Genomic DNA, 18,651 nt, shown 5'->3' with positions numbered 1-18,651 from the left:
TCTGGATATGGCTCAGCAGTGCATAAGCGCCGAATGCCAATCTACCTTCAATGTTTCCGAAGAAGGCTTCGTTGAAGCCGGTATCGAGATTGAGTGCACGCATCCGGGATTTATGGAAGCCACGCGCTCAGCCATTCAGACGCTCCGCTTTGAACCGAAACTTGTCGATGGCAAGGTTGTCCGAATGACCGGCGTGGTCTATCCAATCCAATACATGGTATGCTCTGAGCCAGAGGACACACGATGCGCGGAAGCGCTAATTCAGCGTCAAGACCCCTCTTAGCACTTCTACGAGGCGTCCCTACGCTTCGCCCTTCTGGTGGAATTCGCCATAGGCGCGGTAGTGCCAGAGATAGGTCGGCACGATGGCCTCGACCCTTTCGATGTCATCGATGCCGAGATCCTTCAGTGTCAGCGCGTCCTCAGCCACCACATTGTCCGTCTTCAGCATGTCGACCTGATCGCCAGTGATCGGCGGCGGGCCGAAGATACCGGTCGAGATGACCGGGAGTTTCCAGATCGCGCCGAAGGTGTCCTATACTTTGACAGTAACAAACNNAATACAGGTAATGTAACCCTGACCAATATTGTGATAAATGATCCGCTGACAGGCTTTACTGAGACCATTCCTTCTTTGAATGCAAATCAGTCTGTGACCTTCCAAACTAGCTACACGGTTACTGCAGCTGACTTGAATAATGGAAGTATTGTGAACGTTGCTACGGCATCATCAAACTTCAATGAACAGCCAGTTACGGCTGAGGATGACGCGACAGTGACTGTAGATCAGAGTCCTTCGATCTCGATTGTCAAGACATCAGATGTGAGTTCGGTGAGCACAGTAGGCCAGGTGATTACATATACATTGACTGTGACCAATACAGGTAATGTAACTCTGACAAACATTGTGGTGAATGATCCACTAACAGGATTTACAGAGAATATTTCTTCTCTAGGCCAAGGACAATCAGTTGTATTTACCACAACTTATGTGGTAGAGCAAGGTGACTTGGATTCTGGAAGTATTGTCAACGTTGCGACAGCATCGACAAACTTCAATGAGCAACCAGTAAATGCTGAGGACGAAGCGATAGTTACTGTTGATGGTAATCCTTCGATATTAATTGTTAAATCCTCAGATGTTGAATCTGTGACTTTGGCTGACCAAGTAATTACCTATACTTTGACAGTAACAAACACTGGAAATATCACTCTAACCAATGTGCTAGTAAATGATCCATTGACTGGATTCGAAAATACGATTAGTACACTTGCACCTGGTCAAGTAGTAGAGTTTACCACTAGCTACACAGTTACTCAGGAAGACATAGATAGCGGTGAGGTTGAAAACATTGCCTCTGTCACTGGTAATGCAGGAGTGGAAGAAGTATCTGATACGGATGCCTTAATTGTACCTGCGGTTCAGAATCCGGATATCCAGATTGAGATCACAGATAATGATGTAGTGATTACTGAAGCGGGTCAGGAGATTCCTTACACGATTACAGTGACCAACACCGGTAATGTGACCCTGACCAATGTGACGGTAGTGGATACCAAAACAGGTTTGGTGGTGAACATCGGCACATTGAAGCCTGGAGAAACCAAAACTGTGGAAACCACTTATCCTGTCACCCAGGAAGATGTGGATGCAGGCCAGGTTACCAATGATGCGAGTGTAACTGGTCAGAGCCCGAACCCTGGTGATGACGACCCTACTGACAATGATTCGGTGACCACCCCGATTACTCCTGCACCAGGAATATCGATTGTGAAGAGCAGCGACAAGTCTGAGATCAGGGATCTGGGTGAAACGGTAACCTACACGTTGGTTGTGACCAACACGGGTAATGTGACGCTGACCAACATTTTGGTAAGCGATCCACTGACCGGATTGAACGAAGTGATCGAAACGCTGGCTCCAGGAGAGAGCGTGACGATAGAGACAAGCTACGTGGTGACCCAGGAAGATCTGGACCGAGGCAGCCTGTTGAACGTGGCTACAGTAAGCGGAGAGACTCCTGATGGGGAGCAGATCGGAGACGAGGATGAAGTGAGCATCGGAGTAGGCATCCGTGAGATCATAGCCAATGACGATGACTTCGGAACTTACTTTGTGAGCTACGGCGGCAGACTGGGCAACATTCTGGAGAACGATCTGTTGGACGGCCAGAGACCTGATCCTGCTGATGTGGACTTCGAATTCACGGAGCTGGACGGAGTGATCGGTTTGCTGATCGACGAGAACGGAGATCTGAGCCTGATACCGGGAGTGAACGAAGCCAGAGAATATACTTTACGCTATGTATTGCGAGAGGTAGCCAACCCGAACAACAGCGACGATGCCTTTGTGGTGTTCAGATTATTGAATGACAATGTGAATCTGGGCGTGAGCAAAGAGGCACTGAGTGACGAGGTGTTCGAGGGAGACGAGTTCGAGTATGAGATTGTGGTGGTGAACCAGGGAGGCACGGATGCCAGAAACGTGGTGATCACGGACAATCTACCGAACGGAGTGACGTATCTGAGCAACCGAGTGGAGAGCAACAGTGCGAACGTGGAAGTGAACGTGAACGTATCTGGCTCTGCGATTACCTGGAGGATACCATTCTTCCCGGCCGATGCGAGGATTGTGTTCCGAGTTCGGGTGAAAGCCGGAGCTGCGGGTACGGTGACCAACACGGTGATCGTAGGCGCTGACGAGGATGACACGGATGAGTCGGATAATCAGGACAGCGATGTGACTGAAATCAGACCGTTCCACATTCCAAACGTGATCACGCCGAACAACGACGGACTGAACGACACCTTCGAGATTCAGGGACTGAATAAGTTTGTATCGAACCGAATAGTTATCTTCAACAGATATGGTGATCATGTTTTAGAAGCTGAGAATTACAAGAACGATTGGAACGCACCTGGTCAGGTTGCAGGCACTTACTTCTACGTCCTTGTGACCGTAGACAGTCAGGGAAGAGAACATGTGTTCAAAGGCTGGATTCAGGTTATCTGGCAAAAGGAACTATAATTCCAATAATCCCCAGATAGAAAACTTCTGTCTGGGGTTACTTTAAAAGAAAATAAAAAGTTATGAAAAAGACTTTTAAAATAGTTGGATTGACCTTGTTGATAGCTCTATGGGCTTTTACGGGGACTTTTGCCCAGCAGCTTCCACAGTTCAGTCAGTATATTTTCAACGGGCTGCATGTGAATCCGGGCTATGCGGGCTACAAGGGAGAGCCTTATATCCAGAGTACGTACCGGACGCAGTGGATCCGTTTCCCGGGCAGTCCGGAGACGTTCACGGTGACTGCGGACCTGAGTGCGAACGAGGGTACGATGGGCTTTGGGATTTCGATATTGAGTGACAACATCGGACCTGCGCGTACGAACACGGGACTGCTGACTTATGCGTACCGTATCCAGACGGGAGCGAGGAGCTTTTTGGGACTGGGTGTGAGTGCGGGTTTATCTGAGTATGCGATAGACGGGAGCATGCTGGATCCGAATGATTTTCCGGATCCGGACATTCCGGAGGGACGGATCAACATGTTTGTTCCGAACCTGAATACGGGATTGTTTTTCCACAGTGACCGTTTTTATGCGGGTTTCAGTGTGTACAACATGATCGGGAAGCGTGCCTTGGAGCGGGAGGATTTTGCTTTGGCCTACCATGATTTCCATTACTATCTGACGATGGGGGCGCTGTTTGATCTGGGCAGCACGGTGAAGTTCAAGCCGAGTTTCCTGATCAAGGAGGTGAAGGGTGCGCCGACGAATTACGACCTGAACGCGATGTTTCTGTTCGGTGAGCGGATCTGGGTGGGGGGTTCCTACCGTTCGAACATGAAGATCTGGAACGACAACTTACCGGAGAACCTGTCGAACAGGAATGCGTTTGCGACCATCATTGAGATTTTCGCGACAGACAGGATCCGTTTGGGCTATGCGTATGACCACAACCTGAACGTGTTGCAGGACTACAGGACGAACTCGCATGAGCTATCGGTAGGCTTTTATATGATTCCGAGAAAAGCAGTAATGAGAAACCAAAGATGGTTCTGATATGAAAAAGACACTGATGATATTGAGCCTTTCGACGGGCCTATTTTTAGGAGCGGTGACGGTATCTGAAGCCCAGAAGTCGAAGGTGCGTTATGCGGACCAGCAGATGGAGCTGATGAACTACCGCCATGCGATCGAAGAGTATAAGCTGGCCTATGCGAAGAAGCCGGGCTACGAGCTGGCGGTGAAGCTGGCCGAGGCCCACGAGACGGCCCGTGATTACGACGGGAGCTACGAATGGTGGAAGAACGTGGTGGGCTACGAGCAGGCGGATTCGGAGGATTATCTGAACTACCTGTCGGCGGCACAGCGTACGGGCCGGATGGATGCGGTGGAGAGTGATCTGGCAGGCAAGGAAGTGAACGTGGATTCGCTGAAGCAGAATCTGGAGCAGCTGATCAGCCCTTCGAGCAGGAAGAAGGTGAAGCTGGAGAACGTGCAGGAACTGAACTCGGAGGCCTCGGACTTTCTGATAGCCAAGGACGGCTCGGACAACCTGTATTTTGTATCGGACCGTGGAGCGACGTTCAGCCGGAAGATGCCGGGTATCCGGATAGACGGACGGAACAAGATGTTCAGCGACCAGGGGAATGACTATACGGGCAGGAACTTTTTCGGACTGTACAGAAAAAGTGCAGACGGGGAACTGGAGGAGCTGGTGTCGAACATTCCGGGGACCTACAATTTTTCGGATCCGAGTTATGCAAAGCAGGCAGGCCTGCTGTTTTACTCGGTGACCAGAGACATCAAGAAAGTAAGAAAAGACAGAAACATCGCGGTACAGCCGGAGATCTACTACAGCAAGGTGACCCCCGAGGGGACGCTGGAAGGCTACATGGCCTTTCCCTACAACGACTCGCTGGCATACTCGGTGATGAACCCTTTCATAGACGAACAGTCGAAGCGGCTGTACTTTGCCTCCGACCGTCAGGATGGAGCGTGGGGGACGTCTTATGGGGGATATGACATTTATTATTCGTCCTACGATGAGAACATGGTGTTCTCCACTCCGGTGAATGCTGGAGCGTCTGTGAACACGAAGGGAGACGAGACCCATCCGTTCCGCAAAGGGGACAAGTTTTACTTTTCCTCTACGGGCCACCCGAGAGTGGGAGGCATGGATGTGTACATGGCCGACTTCAGCCCTTCAGGCATCAGCAATGTGCAGAACATGGGCATGCCGATCAACTCGCTGTCTGATGACTTCGGTTACCGGGAGCTGGAGAACGGAGATATTTACCTGGCCTCGAACCGCAAGGGAGGAATGGGTCTGGATGACCTGTACCTGATCGAAGAGGTGTACAAGCAGTTTCTGGCGCGGGTGATTGACTGCGACGGACTGGTGATGACAGACAGTTACATGGCCACGCTTCGGGACAATACCCAGAACGGGAACGTGCAGACACAGCGGAACGGAACGGGAGCACTGGCAGCAGAACTGGAGCCGGACAGTGACTTTTCACTGACGATTTCCAAGCCGGGCTACTTTACGGTGACAGACAACGCGATCACCACGAAAGGCTTTGCTGGAGATACGCTGAAGCGGGAATACACGCTGAAGCCGATTCCGTATCAGCTGCCGGTGTTTGTGGACATTGTGTACTACGACCTGGACAAGTACGTGATCAGAAAGGACGCGAAGCCGGCCCTGGACAAGATCGCCGAGATCATGCAGAAGTATCCGTTCCTGGATTTGCTGGTGGCCTCGCATACCGACTCCAGAGCCTCGGATGAATACAACATCAAGCTGTCGAACAACCGTGCGACGGCAGTGACCGAATACATGGCGCAGTACAACATCGCAGCCGAACGCATCCGTCTGGAATGGTTCGGGGAGCAGAAGCTGGTGAACGACTGCGGGAACGGTGTGCCGTGTTCGGAAGCGAACCATCAGCTGAACAGAAGATCGGAGCTGGTGCTGGAAGCCTTCCCGGATCCGACCAAGCAGTATGACATTCCGGAGGCGCTGAAGGATATGGACTTCTGTAACCCGGAAGACATCTTTGAGGTGCTGAGCAAAGAGATCAGCGAGGTACCGACGATCTACTTTGACTTTGACAAGGCGATGTTGCGTTCGGTGCACAAGCAGGAGTTGGAGCGCGTGGCGATCATGCTGGAGCGGATGCCGAACCTGATGCTGTACATCGAGGGTCATACCGACCAGCGGGGCAGCGATGCCTACAACGAGAAGCTGTCGGCACGCAGATCGAAAGCGGTGATGGACTACCTGATCAAGCGCGGGGTGACCGGGGACAGGATGGAACACCAGTGGTTTGGGGAGACGCGTCCGGTACATGACTGCAGCCAGGTGAGCTGTACTTCGGCGATGCACCAGCTGAACAGAAGGACAGAACTGAGAGTAGGCAAGTCGGCGTTTACCTACACGGGTAGACAGAAGAAAGTAAACACGATGTGATACAGGATAAGTTTATAGAGTATTAGTCAAAAAAAGAGGATCCAATTTGGATCCTTTTTTTATTCTGCCGTTTTGCTGCTGTCTGCGATGAGTCGGTTCAATTCTTTCATTTCTTTCTCTGTCAGATCTCTCCATTTTCCAGTTGGTAAATCCAAGTGAACATTCATAATTCTAACCCGAATCAACTGTTTGACTTGATAGCCCAGATATTCGCACATTCTCCTAATCTGCCTATTTAAGCCTTGAGTCAATACAATTCTGAATTTAAATCGGCTGATTTGCTCCACTTTACATTTCTTAGTGACAGTTCCAAGAATTGGAATTCCATCAGACATTCGTTGGATAAAACGCTTATCGATCGGCTTGTCAACAGTTACTACATATTCTTTTTCATGATTATTACTCGCCCGGAGGATCTTGTTGACAATGTCTCCCTCACTAGTAAGAAAAATTAGCCCTTCGCTATCTTTATCTAATCTCCCAACCGGAAAAATACGCACCGGATGACCTATATAATCTATGATATTGTTTTTTTCTCCTTTAGTATCTGTGGTAGAAACTATGCCTACTGGCTTATTGAAAGCAATGTATGTATGCTCTTGAATAGGCTTACCCACAGGCTTTCCGTCTACAGCGACTTTGTCGGAAGGCCCTACTTTGGTTCCTAGTTCAGGTATTTTTCCATTGAGCGTAATCCTCCCTTGCTCCAATAGTTTATCGGCTTCCCTTCTTGAGCAAAATCCGACTTCACTGAGGTATTTGTTAATCCGGATATATTGGTCTTTTTCCAAAATTTTCTGGTTGAAGCTGCAAGTTAAGTTTTCCTGAAAGATTGCTCAGCAAGTAGAAATGAAAAAGCTCCAGCTTTTAGACTGGAGCTTTAAAATTAATTATTCAAGCCTTTTATTGGAGGAGCTCCGTTTGCTTTTAATCGTTGAGCAAGTGAAGGGATTGTTTCACTGCTTATTTTATTTAATTCCTCTTCAATTGGTTGGTATTCCTTCTTGCCTGCCTCAAGAGAAGACTTTTGCATTCCTGTAGGACCATAGGTTCCATAAGCCCCACCATATGCCGCAGAAATCCGATCTGAAATAGTATGTGGCATGGCATCGAAAATCTCTCTCTGCGCTAAATTGCCATTGATTTTTGAATCAAGGCTCAACAAAGCCCTTTCAGCTTTATATAGCTCTTCCATCAATTGTGGATCTGGCTTAGATGATCTTGATAGGGAAACCTGCATGGCTTTTACCAGATCTGTTGCTTCGTTTAATTGCAAATTGCCTGCAGTCACTTCATTGACGAAAGACTGAAGTTCGGATCTGAAAGATTTGATTTCTGCCAAGGACTTACTTGGTAAGGCTCCTTTTCTAAGTGGCTTCACCTCAAAACTTACAGGTTCTCCCATTTGAGAAAGTTGACCTTCTTTTTGCATCATCAAAACAGCCTTGTAGGTACCCGGCAATGCCATCATCCTTCCCCAACTTCTCTGGTTAATTGATTCGGGGTTGATCAGGTTCTGACTGGCCATACTCAAATCCCAGGCAGTTCTATGGAAGCCTGCAGAAGTATTTGCATTTACACGCTGAACAATATTTCCTTCCTCATCTGATATAACAAGGTGGATTTCCGGACTTTTTTCTCTCATTTCTGCCTCCAGCGCCTCAAATCCCGGAAAAGGAATGGACTGATTTTTCATTTCAGCCTCTTTTTTCTGACGCTCAGCTTTGGCCGTTTTTACTCCTTCTTTAATAAAGTAAGTGAAAGTTACCCCAAACTCTGGGTTAGGTGCTGTCCAATAATTGTCACCCATGTATTCTTGAGTGTCTTTTGGCTCATACCAATAGCCGTCTCTTGGTTCAAAAAGCTTCGCAGTCTGATTTAATGTTGATTCTGTTATTTCTCTCAAAGGACTGATATCATCCAAGATGAAGAAACCTCTTCCGAAAGACGCTCCTACTAAATCATTTTCTCTTCTTTGGATAGTAATATCTCTAAATGAGATAGTTGGTACTCCTCCTTCCAATTCGATCCAGTTTTTACCACCATCAGGAGTGAAATAGATTCCAAACTCAGTAGCTAGAAACAAAAGCTCTTTTTTAACATGATCCTGGACAATTCTCCAAGTCAATAAAGGAGTCGGAAGGTTTCCGTTGATCAATTTCCATGTTTTTCCTGCGTCTGTACTTTTTGCTACATACGGCTTAAAGTCTCCTTCCTTATGATTATCCAAAACCACATAGGCTGTGTTTTCATCAAATAGGTCTGCACGGATATCATTTACAAAGGCATTAGCAGGAACTCCGGGAATATTTCCAACTTCTACGGCATTCCAAGTTTCACCACCATTTACGGTGGATTGGATCACCCCATCATCTGTTCCAGCATACAAAATATTAGCATTAACGGGAGACTCCCCCAATGAAGTGATTGAACTGAAATTAGACATGGCATAGACATCCCAGGCATTGTCCCAGCTTTGGTTTTTACCCATGATAGGCTGTTCCAATCTTTCTTTTTTCTTGGTCAAATCTCCTGAAATAGGTGTCCAGGAATCCCCTCGATTGGTGGATTTCCAAACTCTATGGGATGCAAAATATAAAGTACTAGATACGTGCTGACTTGGAAGAATAGGCGCATCCCAATTAAATCTTTCCTCGCCTTCACCCGCAGCAGGTTGTGGTTGAATAAACACAGATTCTCCGGTGATTCTGTCCAATCTGTTCAAATATCCCTGCTGAGACTCAGCATACCCTATTTCTGGATTTCCGGGTTCTACGGCAGATTGATGCCCATCCCCTCCTAAAACTCTTGACCAATGTGCATTGGAGATTCCGTCTTCATCATCCGTACGGGAAGGGCCTCCATGAGAACCATTATCTTGAGTCCCCCCAAATACATTATAGAATGGTTCAGCGTCATCTACTGCCACTTTGTAATATTGAGTAATAGGAAGATTGTCAAAATACCTCCAGGTTTTAGTTCCGTCTAAAGTTTGATAAATACCTCCATCAGTTCCCAATAGTAAAAAGTCCGGTTCTCCTTCAATAAAGTTTAATGAATGGCTATCGGAGTGAGTTGCAGAAGTATTCAAAAGAGAAAATGTCTTTCCGTGATCATACGAAACCTGCATTCTCACATCGATCAGGTAAATTGTTCCAAAATCATGAGGAGATGCGTATAGCTCCTGATAATAGTGAGGTCCTGTAGCACCTGAAACTGCATCGGACATTTTTTCCCAAGAAGCGCCTTGATCTTTGGTCAAGTAAACTCCTCCAGATCTGCGTATTTGTTCAATTGCAGCATATACATAATCAGGGTTTTGGGGACTTATAGCCAAACCAATCTTTCCAGTTACTCCACTCGGAAGTCCATTTTGCAATTCAGTCCAAGTCTTACCCCCATCAGTGGATTTATGGATTCCTCCTTTTTCTCCACCGCCCATGTAAGCTGCAACGGTTCGGTGTCTTTGCCAGGTAGCGGCATAGATTACTTCTGGATTTCTTGGGTCTATTACAATATCTGCAACCCCAGTCCATTCATCATCACCCAAAGTTTTAGACCAGGTTTTGCCTCCATCCTCTGAGCGGTAAAAGCCTCTTTCTCCACCTTTATTCCAAAGTGGGCCTTGAGAAGCCACATAAATGATATTTGAATTTGAAGGGTGTACTATGATTTTACCAATGTGCTGGGAATCTTTGAGACCCATATTTGTCCAGGTCATCCCTCCATCCTCACTGAGATAGACTCCATCACCAAAGGAAATATGACGACCTCCATTATTTTCACCAGTTCCAATCCAAATTCTATTGGGATTGTTGGGATCAATCGTCACACAACCAATTGCAAAAACAGGTTGCTCATCAAAAATTGGTGTCCAGGTAGTACCTGAATTGACAGTTTTCCATACGCCGCCCGAAGCCGTGGCTACGTACCAGATATTTCTGTTGGAAGGGTGGATTGCAATATCGGCAATTCTACCGGAGGTAAATGCCGGGCCGATATTCCTGAATTTGAAAGCTGAAAAATCCTGTTTTAGCAAAGGGGAGCTTTCAGTAGTAGTTGATCTTTTTTGGGCTTGGACTGAAAAACTTAATGTCAGTAAGATCATCCAAAAGCCGATAACTTTTAGTATCATCATAGATAGATTTGGTGGTTGAATAGGAAAGATAAAAAAAAGAAGCTGAAAGTCAGGAGGACTATCAGCTTCTTATGAATATTGGATATTTCTTCGATTAATTATTAATCACTTGAACCAACAGGGATCAAATCCTGTGTCTGGGCTACAAGTTTAGGATTTTCACCTGTCACAGGAATATTGGCGAGTAATATAAGGGCTTCAGATTTTTTGGTTTCAAAGGCTAGTTTATTTTGAGAAAGAATCGGCTCAGAAGGTGGAATCTTTTCCCTTAACCAGTCTTCTTGTTTTCCATTTTTCCAAAATCTAAAACACAAGTGCGGTCCAGTTGCAAGTCCGGTACTGCCTACATAACCTATTACCTGTCCTTGTTTGATTCTTGCTCCAGCACGAATACCTTTTCCAATTTTAGACATGTGTAAGTATTGAGTGGTGTAGGTTCCATTATGTTTGATTTTCACATAATTGCCGTTCGCAGATGTGTAGCGAGCTTCTATGACTGTTCCATCGCCTACAGAGCGTATTTCTGTTCCGGTTGGCGCTGCATAGTCTGTTCCTAGATGCGCCTTGTATCTTTTCTGAACTGGATGAAATCTTCTCAGATTATATCTAGAGCTAATGCGGGTATATTTAAGTGGATCTCTAAGGAATGCTTTTTTCAAGCTATTTCCGTCTTGATCGAAAAAGTTTACTTCTCCATTTTGCTCGAAAGGGATTGCATGATAAGGCTCTCCATTGTGTTCAAAATAAGCGAGTTTGATATCGGTAATTCCGACTACTTGCCCATCGATTAATTTCTCTTCGAATTGAACCTTGTATTTATCGCCTTTTTGTAAGCTTTGGAAATCAACAGACCAACCATACAAATCTGCAAACATATCAATCAAATCCGGCCCGATTCCCTGATTGGTCATGTCTACATAAAGGGAGGTATTAATCGTTCCTCCAGCTTCTCGGGTTCTATATTCTGCTGGCTTTTCTGCCTTGTAAATGTCAACGCTATCCAAGTCAAAAACTACATATTCGGAAGGACTTGGCTCATAAATAAAAAATCTTGCTTTGGAACTGTCTGTAGGGGTTAAAACAGTGAATTTTCGGTTGGTAGCTATTCCCCTTACATCAAATACCTCTTTAGACTTTTTGGCGATTTCGTCTATAATTTGATAGGGTACATTAAATGGGCTAAGAATGGTGGCTAAAGTTTGGTTTTTTGCGACTGTACCTTCTACGATATTCAGTCCCGTCACATTGATTCCATAGAGGTATTGCTCGTTTAGATTTTCAATCGCAGTACTGTCACTTAGATTTTGCTCTTCAGAACTGAAAGTATTCAATTTCATTTCTGAAAATTGGAACCAAGCCGCAACCCCAATCGAACTAATTAAGGCGGCTATACCAATCCATTTTTTATTCATAATAAACTCTTATGTTTTGAGGGTGAACCGAAACAATCCTCAAGCAAGCCAAAAAGTCCCTTTTTTGCAAGCTTTTGGTGATCAACGGAGGTCATTTAACAACAATTATTGTTCCTGAATCCTGCTGGAAATGTAATTAACTCAAAATTTCGTGATTTTTTCCATAATCTAACTAACTATCAAGCTGCTAATTTTTGAACCATAGGATTTAAAAAGTTTTCTAAACAAGAAAAGATGCCTTTGTATGGAGTAAACTTCTGCATCAACCTCTTCTCTTTTTTTATTTGCTACATTCCTTTTCAAGAATCATGGCTTACTCCTGTGCATTTATTTATCTTTGAGCCTTCAAAAAATAAAAACCTTATGCTTAGAACGCATTCTTGTGGTGAATTACGCCTTGAACACGTCCAAACGAAAGTCAAGTTAGCCGGCTGGGTACAGCGGGTAAGAAATAAAGGAGGCCTGATTTGGGTTGATTTGAGAGATCGCTATGGTGTGACTCAATTGATTTTCGAAGAAGGCTCCACAGATAAAGCCCTTTTGGAAAAAGCAGCCCAATTGGGAAGAGAGTTTGTCATTCAGGCTGAAGGTATAGTTATTGAAAGAACTTCCAAGAACGATAAAATACCAACCGGATCCATCGAAATTAAAGTTGATTCTCTCAACGTTCTCAACCCCGCCAAGGTACCTCCTTTTATAATAGAGGATGAAACCGATGGGGGAGATGATCTGAGAATGAAATATAGATACTTGGATTTGCGAAGGGGAGTAGTGAGAGAAAAGCTGCAATTGCGTCATCGTATGATGCAGGAAACCAGAAAGTACATGGATGCGGCCAACTTCATTGAAGTTGAAACTCCTGTTTTGATTAAGTCTACTCCTGAAGGGGCGAGGGATTTTGTGGTTCCGAGCAGAGTAAATCCAGGAGAATTCTATGCTTTACCCCAGTCTCCTCAGACTTTCAAGCAGCTTTTGATGGTTTCTGGCTTTGATAGATATTTTCAAATCGTAAAATGCTTTAGAGACGAAGATTTGAGAGCAGACAGACAACCTGAGTTTACTCAGATTGACTGCGAAATGTCATTTGTAGAGCAAGAGGATATTTTAAGCACTTTCGAAGGTCTTACCCGTCATTTGTTCAGAGAAGTAAAAGGAATAGAGCTGGAGGAAGTACAGAGAATGACTTTTGCTGAAGCAATGAAGTTTTACGGCAATGATAAGCCTGATTTGAGGTTTGATATGAAATTTGTCGAGCTCAATGAATTGACTCAAGGAAAAGGTTTTGGAATTTTTGATGCTGCAGAATTGGTAGTTGGAATTTGTGCCAAAGGTGCTGCGGAGTATACAAGGAAACAGTTGGATGCCTTGACTGATTGGGTGAAAAGACCTCAAATCGGAGCAAAAGGACTTGTTTATGTCAAATACAATGCGGACGGTTCTTTAAAATCCACAGTAGATAAATTCTATTCCTCTGAAGATTTACAATCTTGGGCTGATGCTTTTGGAGCAGAGCCTGGTGATTTGATGTTGGTTTTGAGCGGAGATGCAAAAACTGTGAGAAAACAGCTTTCTGAGCTTCGCCTTAAAATGGGCGAAGAACTGGGCTTGAGAGATAGAACTGTATTCAAACCACTATGGGTGGTAGATTTCCCACTGTTTGAATGGGATGAAGAAACACAGAGATATCATGCCATGCATCACCCTTTCACTTCACCGAAGAAAGAGGATATCGCACTTTTGGAAAGTGATCCAGGTGCGGTAAGAGCCAATGCTTATGATTTGGTAATCAATGGAGTTGAAATTGGCGGTGGATCAATCAGAATTCATGATAGACCTACACAGCAATTGATGTTCAAGCATTTAGGATTTTCAGAAGAAGAAGCTCAAAAGCAATTTGGGTTCCTAATGGAAGCCTTCGAATATGGGGCACCTCCTCACGGTGGAATTGCCTTTGGCTTTGACAGATTCTGCGCCATTTTCGGCGGATCTGACTCAATTCGGGATTACATCGCCTTTCCTAAAAATAACTCTGGAAGAGATGTGATGATAGATTCACCGAGTACCATCGCTCAGGATCAACTGGAGGAGCTTTCGATAAGAGTTCAACTCAAAAAATAAGAAAAGAGGCCTAGCGCCTCTTTTTTATTGGGGTTTGATCAAATGAGACCGAATGCCCATCACAATCAGAAGTTGAGCAGTAGCATAAGTCCCCATGATAATCACTCCGGCTTCAGGTAATTCCATGTAAAATCTATCAATCGCTAAAACTCCGTCTGAGATTAGGAATAAGCAGGCTCCAATAAATACCTGCCAAAAAGATTCTTTACTACACTTTCCATATCTATCCCGAGCCAAAGTGACCATGGAAACAATGGTAATTATGTAGGCTATAACCGGAATTTTAAGATTTCCCAGATTGGAATTGATCAAAAAATAGATCAGTGCCGCTACTATATAAATCGGGAGGTTGATGAGAAAGACCTTCACAAAATTAACTTTCCCGATTTTTCCCGGGTTCCTCTGGGCTATTTTAAATGCGATTATATAGCAGATATGTGCCATCAAAAAGGCACCAAGTCCAAATATGAATAAATGAGGCCAAAGTAATAGGACATCCCCTATCAAAGAAAAGATTAATGCGGCCATAGTCGCTTTAGACAAGAGGGTCCAGGATATTGGTTTCGAGATTTGAAAAAAATATCCGATCAAACTGATAAGGATCAGTGGCTTAGAGAAAAAAAGATAAGGATTCAGGCCTTCCAGTAAAAAAGATAAGTGGGCAATGGAGGCAAATAAAAACAAATAAAGCCAAAGTATATTTTTATTTTTCAAAGCGTAGAAAATTTGGGGTTCTGACTGTAATATAAGTTGATTTTTAGCGGAACGCTTTACTTGCCAAATCAGATTTTGAAATATCGAATTTTTCAAATTTTTAATTAAATATTCATGCTAAGAATATTTATGATAAAACTCTACAGTTGGCAGAATAAATCTACTTGAAAAGAGATGATAATGATCAAAAAAGAAAATTAAATTAGGGGGAAGTGTTAAGTTATTGTTAAAAATTGTGAAATTAGCGCCCGGAAATTTAACGTAGAGTACCCTAAAAACCTTTCGATGGAAATTACCTTTGCATCGGATTTAATTCAAAACCAACTTTACAAACAAACAAAAAATTATGAGGCAAAATTTACTCAGAAACTTGTTGGCAATGTTCCTGGTAGTGCTGAGCACTAATTGGGCTATGTCGCAGGGTGTGACTACTGGTAACATTCAGGGTTTGGTAACCGACTCTTCTGGAGACGCCCTTCCTGGAGCCAATGTTGTAGCAACCCATGAGCCATCTGGAACCCGTTATGGGGCGGTGAGTAATTTAGAAGGTCGTTTTGTTCTTCCTAACATGCGTGTAGGCGGACCTTACACTGTTAGAATTACTTTTGTAGGATTTGAAGAAAGAGCATTTAAAGGTATTGTTTTAGGTCTAGGTCAAACCTACACACTAAATGCAGTTTTGTCAGATGGTCTTGAATTAGAAGCAATTGAAGTAATTGCAAGCAAAGACGCGATCATGAATGCAGACAAGACTGGTGCTGCATTAAACCTTACAAATGAGCGAATCAATGCTTTACCAACTGTAAATCGTAATATCAACGATTTCACAAGATTGACTCCTCAGTCTAACGGTACTTCATTTGCCGGTACTTCCAGCCGATTCAATAACTACACGGTTGATGGTAACATCTACAACAATAACTTTGGTCTAGGATCAGGTCAGTTTGCAGGTTCAAACCCAATATCATTGGATGCGATCGAAGAAGTTCAGGTTAACTTGGCTCCTTACGATGTGCGTTTGGCTGGTTTTACAGGTGCTTCTGTAAATGCTATCACTAAGTCAGGTACAAATGAATTCACTGGTTCTGCTTACTATTTCTTGAGAAATGACCAGATGATCGGTGATAAAGTGGGGGATACCAGACTTCCAATCGACGATTCCAAGAATGAAATTGTAGGTTTCCGTTTGGGCGGTCCAATCATTAAAAACAAATTGTTCTTCTTTGTTTCCTATGAAACTGAATCTGAGGCAGTACCTAGCTATACCAAGGTAGCGGCTAGACCAGGATTAGAGCCTGATGGTTTGATTGTTTCCAGAGTACCAGCATCTGATCTTGACTTCATCAGTAACCAGTTGCGTACGCTTTATGGTTATGAAACTGGACCTTACGAAAACTATCCATTTGCTTCTGAGCAGGAGCGTTTTAATGCTAGATTGGATTTCAACATCAATGACAATCACAAATTGTCTGTGAGATATAACAATTACACCGCATTTACAGATGTGCGTACTAACGGGAACTCTATCCGATTCATTTCTACTCGATTCAGAAATACTTCTAGAACGGGTATCGAAGCGATGAACTTCCGTAATACTAATTATACGAATGACAGAAATGTACAATCTTGGGTAGCAGAATTGAACTCAAGAATTGGATCCAACATGTCAAACCAATTCAATATTGGCTTTACTTCTATTACGGATCCTAAGCGTGGTATTCCAGGTGGACAGGCTTTCCCTTTCATCGAGATTTTGGAGCCAGATGCATCAGGTAACTTACTTTATTACACTTCTGTAGGTAATGAATTGTTTACCGTTGGAAACCTGTTGGAAAACAACATCTTCAACGTTACTAATAACTTCTCTCTATACAAAGGAAAGCATACCTATACTTTCGGAGCTAACTTTGAATATATGACGTTTGACAATGCATTTAACCCTGTATTCAACGGTTTCTACCGATTCAATAGCTACGATTCATTTGTTGAAACTGTCATCAACAGAACTCCAGGTACATATCCTGATGCTTTCGCAAAAAGCTTTGCCCTAGACGGATCTACAACTCCTCCTACCGATCAGACTAGATTTGGTCAGTTTGGTGTCTATGTACAGGACGAATATCAAGTTACTTCTAAATTGAAAGTGACCGGTGGTCTTCGAGTAGACTTCCCATTCTATCCTATCGATATTCCAAGAAACCAATTGTTGGATAATCTTAACAAGACTTTTGAAACCCCTGACGGAACAATCACTCCAGATGTAAGTACTTTCCCTAAAGTGAATCCATTGTGGTCTCCAAGAGTAGGTTTCAACTGGGATGCTAAAGGAAACAGAACTACCCAGGTAAGAGGTGGTACAGGTATCTTCTCCGGTAGAATTCCTTTCGTATGGTTGTCTAACCAAGTTAACGGATCAGGTGTGGTGAGAGGTGGTCTTGGATATGAAGGTGATGATGTTGAGGATGCCTTTGGTCCCAACTACGTATTCAACCCTGACGTAACATTTGGAAACCCTGAAAACCCAGGACAGTCTCTTTCTAACGAATTGAACTTGACTGATAGAGATTTCAAACTTCCACAAGTTTGGAGAACAAACCTTGCTGTTGACCAAGTGCTTCCATTTGGAATCATCGGAACAATGGAATTCATCTACTCTAGAGATGTATCCACACCAATCGCGTACAATCCTGTATTGAGAACTCCTGACGGTACTTTATCAGGACCTGACACAAGACCTTTCTGGAACGGAACCAACTATTCTAATGATCCTGATTTCAGAAACGTATTCTACTTGACTAACGCGAGAAGAAAGGCAGATTACTACTCTTTCACTGCGCAGTTGCAGAAGCAATTCGATAATGGTTTCAATACCATGATTGCATACACTAGATCAAGATCTAGAGATTTGGATGCTGCGGGTGGTTCTCAGGCTATTTCATTGTGGCCAGCTACTGTACAGGTTGACAGAAACAATCCTGATTTGAGTTTTGCTGAATTTGATATTCCTAATAGATTGATTGGATCTATTTCATACCAGACTGATAATACTACCATCTCCATCTTCTATGAAGGTGCTGATGCAGGTAGATTCTCTTATACTTACTCTGGTAATTTTGGGGATGCTTCAAACAGATTGATGTACATTCCAAACAACGCAAATGAATTAGTATTCCAGCAATTCACCTTGAATGGTAGAGTTGTTACACCAGCTGAGCAGGCTGCTCTTCTGGATGCCTACATCGATCAGGATGAATATCTAAGTGCTAACAGAGGTAAAATTGCTGAAAGAAATGGAGCATTGAGACCTTGGGTTAACAGATTTGATTTAAGAATTACTGAAGATTTGGTTCTTTCTAAAGACTCTAAAAACAAGCTTCAGCTTTCTATCGATATTTTGAACGTAGGTAACCTATTCAATTCTGAGTGGGGTATTCAGAGATTTGCTTTCCAGAACAACTTATTAAATTACCGAGGTGTGAACGCACAAGGTCAGCCTCAGTATAGATTGAATACAGTACCTGGTACTAGCGAATTCCCAACTGAAACCTTCAGAACTTCTACTTCACTAGGAGATACTTGGAGAATGCAGGTTGGTGTAAGATACATCTTCAACTAATCTAATTTAAACCATATTAAAAGCACCTCTGAAAAGGGGTGCTTTTTTTGTATAATCTCAAATAAAACTTCTTTTGGGATATGAATTTGACAAAATGTATCCCCTATTTTTTCCATTGATTGAAGGCATTTGCCTTCAGTGTTTTTTATAGTCAAATCCAAAAAAAGACTAT

Annotated in this window: 9 protein-coding genes; 5 read left to right on the top strand and 4 right to left on the bottom strand. The window is 43.8% G+C overall.

What is annotated here, in order from left to right:
• Positions 1-319 precede the first annotated feature (319 nt).
• From B2906_RS04130 to B2906_RS04120, 3 genes are all read left to right on the top strand, one after another.
• A complete protein-coding gene (locus B2906_RS04130) occupies positions 320-3,028 on the top strand; it encodes a DUF7507 domain-containing protein (protein WP_286935679.1) in 2,709 nt (902 codons plus the stop codon).
• A gap of 62 nt (positions 3,029-3,090) precedes the next feature.
• Positions 3,091-4,065, top strand: coding sequence for a PorP/SprF family type IX secretion system membrane protein (locus B2906_RS04125; RefSeq protein ID WP_091655707.1), 975 nt, complete (start codon positions 3,091-3,093; stop codon positions 4,063-4,065).
• A gap of 1 nt (position 4,066) precedes the next feature.
• On the top strand, positions 4,067-6,481 hold the full coding sequence (locus B2906_RS04120; protein WP_286935676.1) for an OmpA family protein: 2,415 nt from the start codon (positions 4,067-4,069) through the stop codon (positions 6,479-6,481).
• Positions 6,482-6,540: 59 nt separating this feature from the next.
• Here B2906_RS04120 and rluF read toward each other — a convergent pair whose 3' ends face one another.
• The 3 genes from rluF to B2906_RS04105 form a co-directional block, all read right to left on the bottom strand.
• On the bottom strand, positions 6,541-7,272 hold the full coding sequence (gene rluF, locus B2906_RS04115) for a 23S rRNA pseudouridine(2604) synthase RluF (protein ID WP_286935674.1): 732 nt from the start codon (positions 7,270-7,272) through the stop codon (positions 6,541-6,543).
• Positions 7,273-7,367: 95 nt separating this feature from the next.
• Positions 7,368-10,619, bottom strand: a complete 3,252-nt coding sequence (locus tag B2906_RS04110; protein ID WP_286935673.1) for a WD40/YVTN/BNR-like repeat-containing protein — start codon at positions 10,617-10,619, stop codon at positions 7,368-7,370.
• A 101-nt stretch (positions 10,620-10,720) separates the two neighbouring features.
• Positions 10,721-12,031 (bottom strand): peptidoglycan DD-metalloendopeptidase family protein, encoded by a 1,311-nt coding sequence (locus B2906_RS04105; protein ID WP_286935672.1) that lies wholly within the window; start codon positions 12,029-12,031, stop codon positions 10,721-10,723.
• A gap of 363 nt (positions 12,032-12,394) precedes the next feature.
• On the opposite strand from B2906_RS04105, the gene aspS reads away from it, so the two are divergent.
• Positions 12,395-14,149: an aspartate--tRNA ligase gene (aspS, locus tag B2906_RS04100; RefSeq protein WP_286935670.1), complete on the top strand. Its 1,755-nt coding sequence runs from the start codon at positions 12,395-12,397 to the stop codon at positions 14,147-14,149.
• Between the two features lie 24 nt (positions 14,150-14,173).
• On the opposite strand, the gene B2906_RS04095 is transcribed toward aspS, so the two are convergent.
• The gene (locus B2906_RS04095; protein ID WP_348719108.1) at positions 14,174-14,833 is read right to left on the bottom strand and encodes a lysoplasmalogenase; all 660 of its coding nucleotides are present in this window, start codon (positions 14,831-14,833) and stop codon (positions 14,174-14,176) included.
• Between the two features lie 376 nt (positions 14,834-15,209).
• Here B2906_RS04095 and B2906_RS04090 point away from each other — a divergent pair, with 376 nt between their 5' ends.
• On the top strand, positions 15,210-18,479 hold the full coding sequence (locus tag B2906_RS04090) for a TonB-dependent receptor (RefSeq protein ID WP_286935666.1): 3,270 nt from the start codon (positions 15,210-15,212) through the stop codon (positions 18,477-18,479).
• The last annotated feature ends 172 nt before the right edge of the window (positions 18,480-18,651 follow it).

The organism is Algoriphagus sp. UBA3586 (assembly GCF_002376385.1).
In the GTDB taxonomy this organism is placed as follows: domain Bacteria; phylum Bacteroidota; class Bacteroidia; order Cytophagales; family Cyclobacteriaceae; genus Algoriphagus; species Algoriphagus ornithinivorans.
Note: the sequence above shows the minus strand (reverse complement) of the source record. Positions and strands in the feature narration are given on the sequence as shown.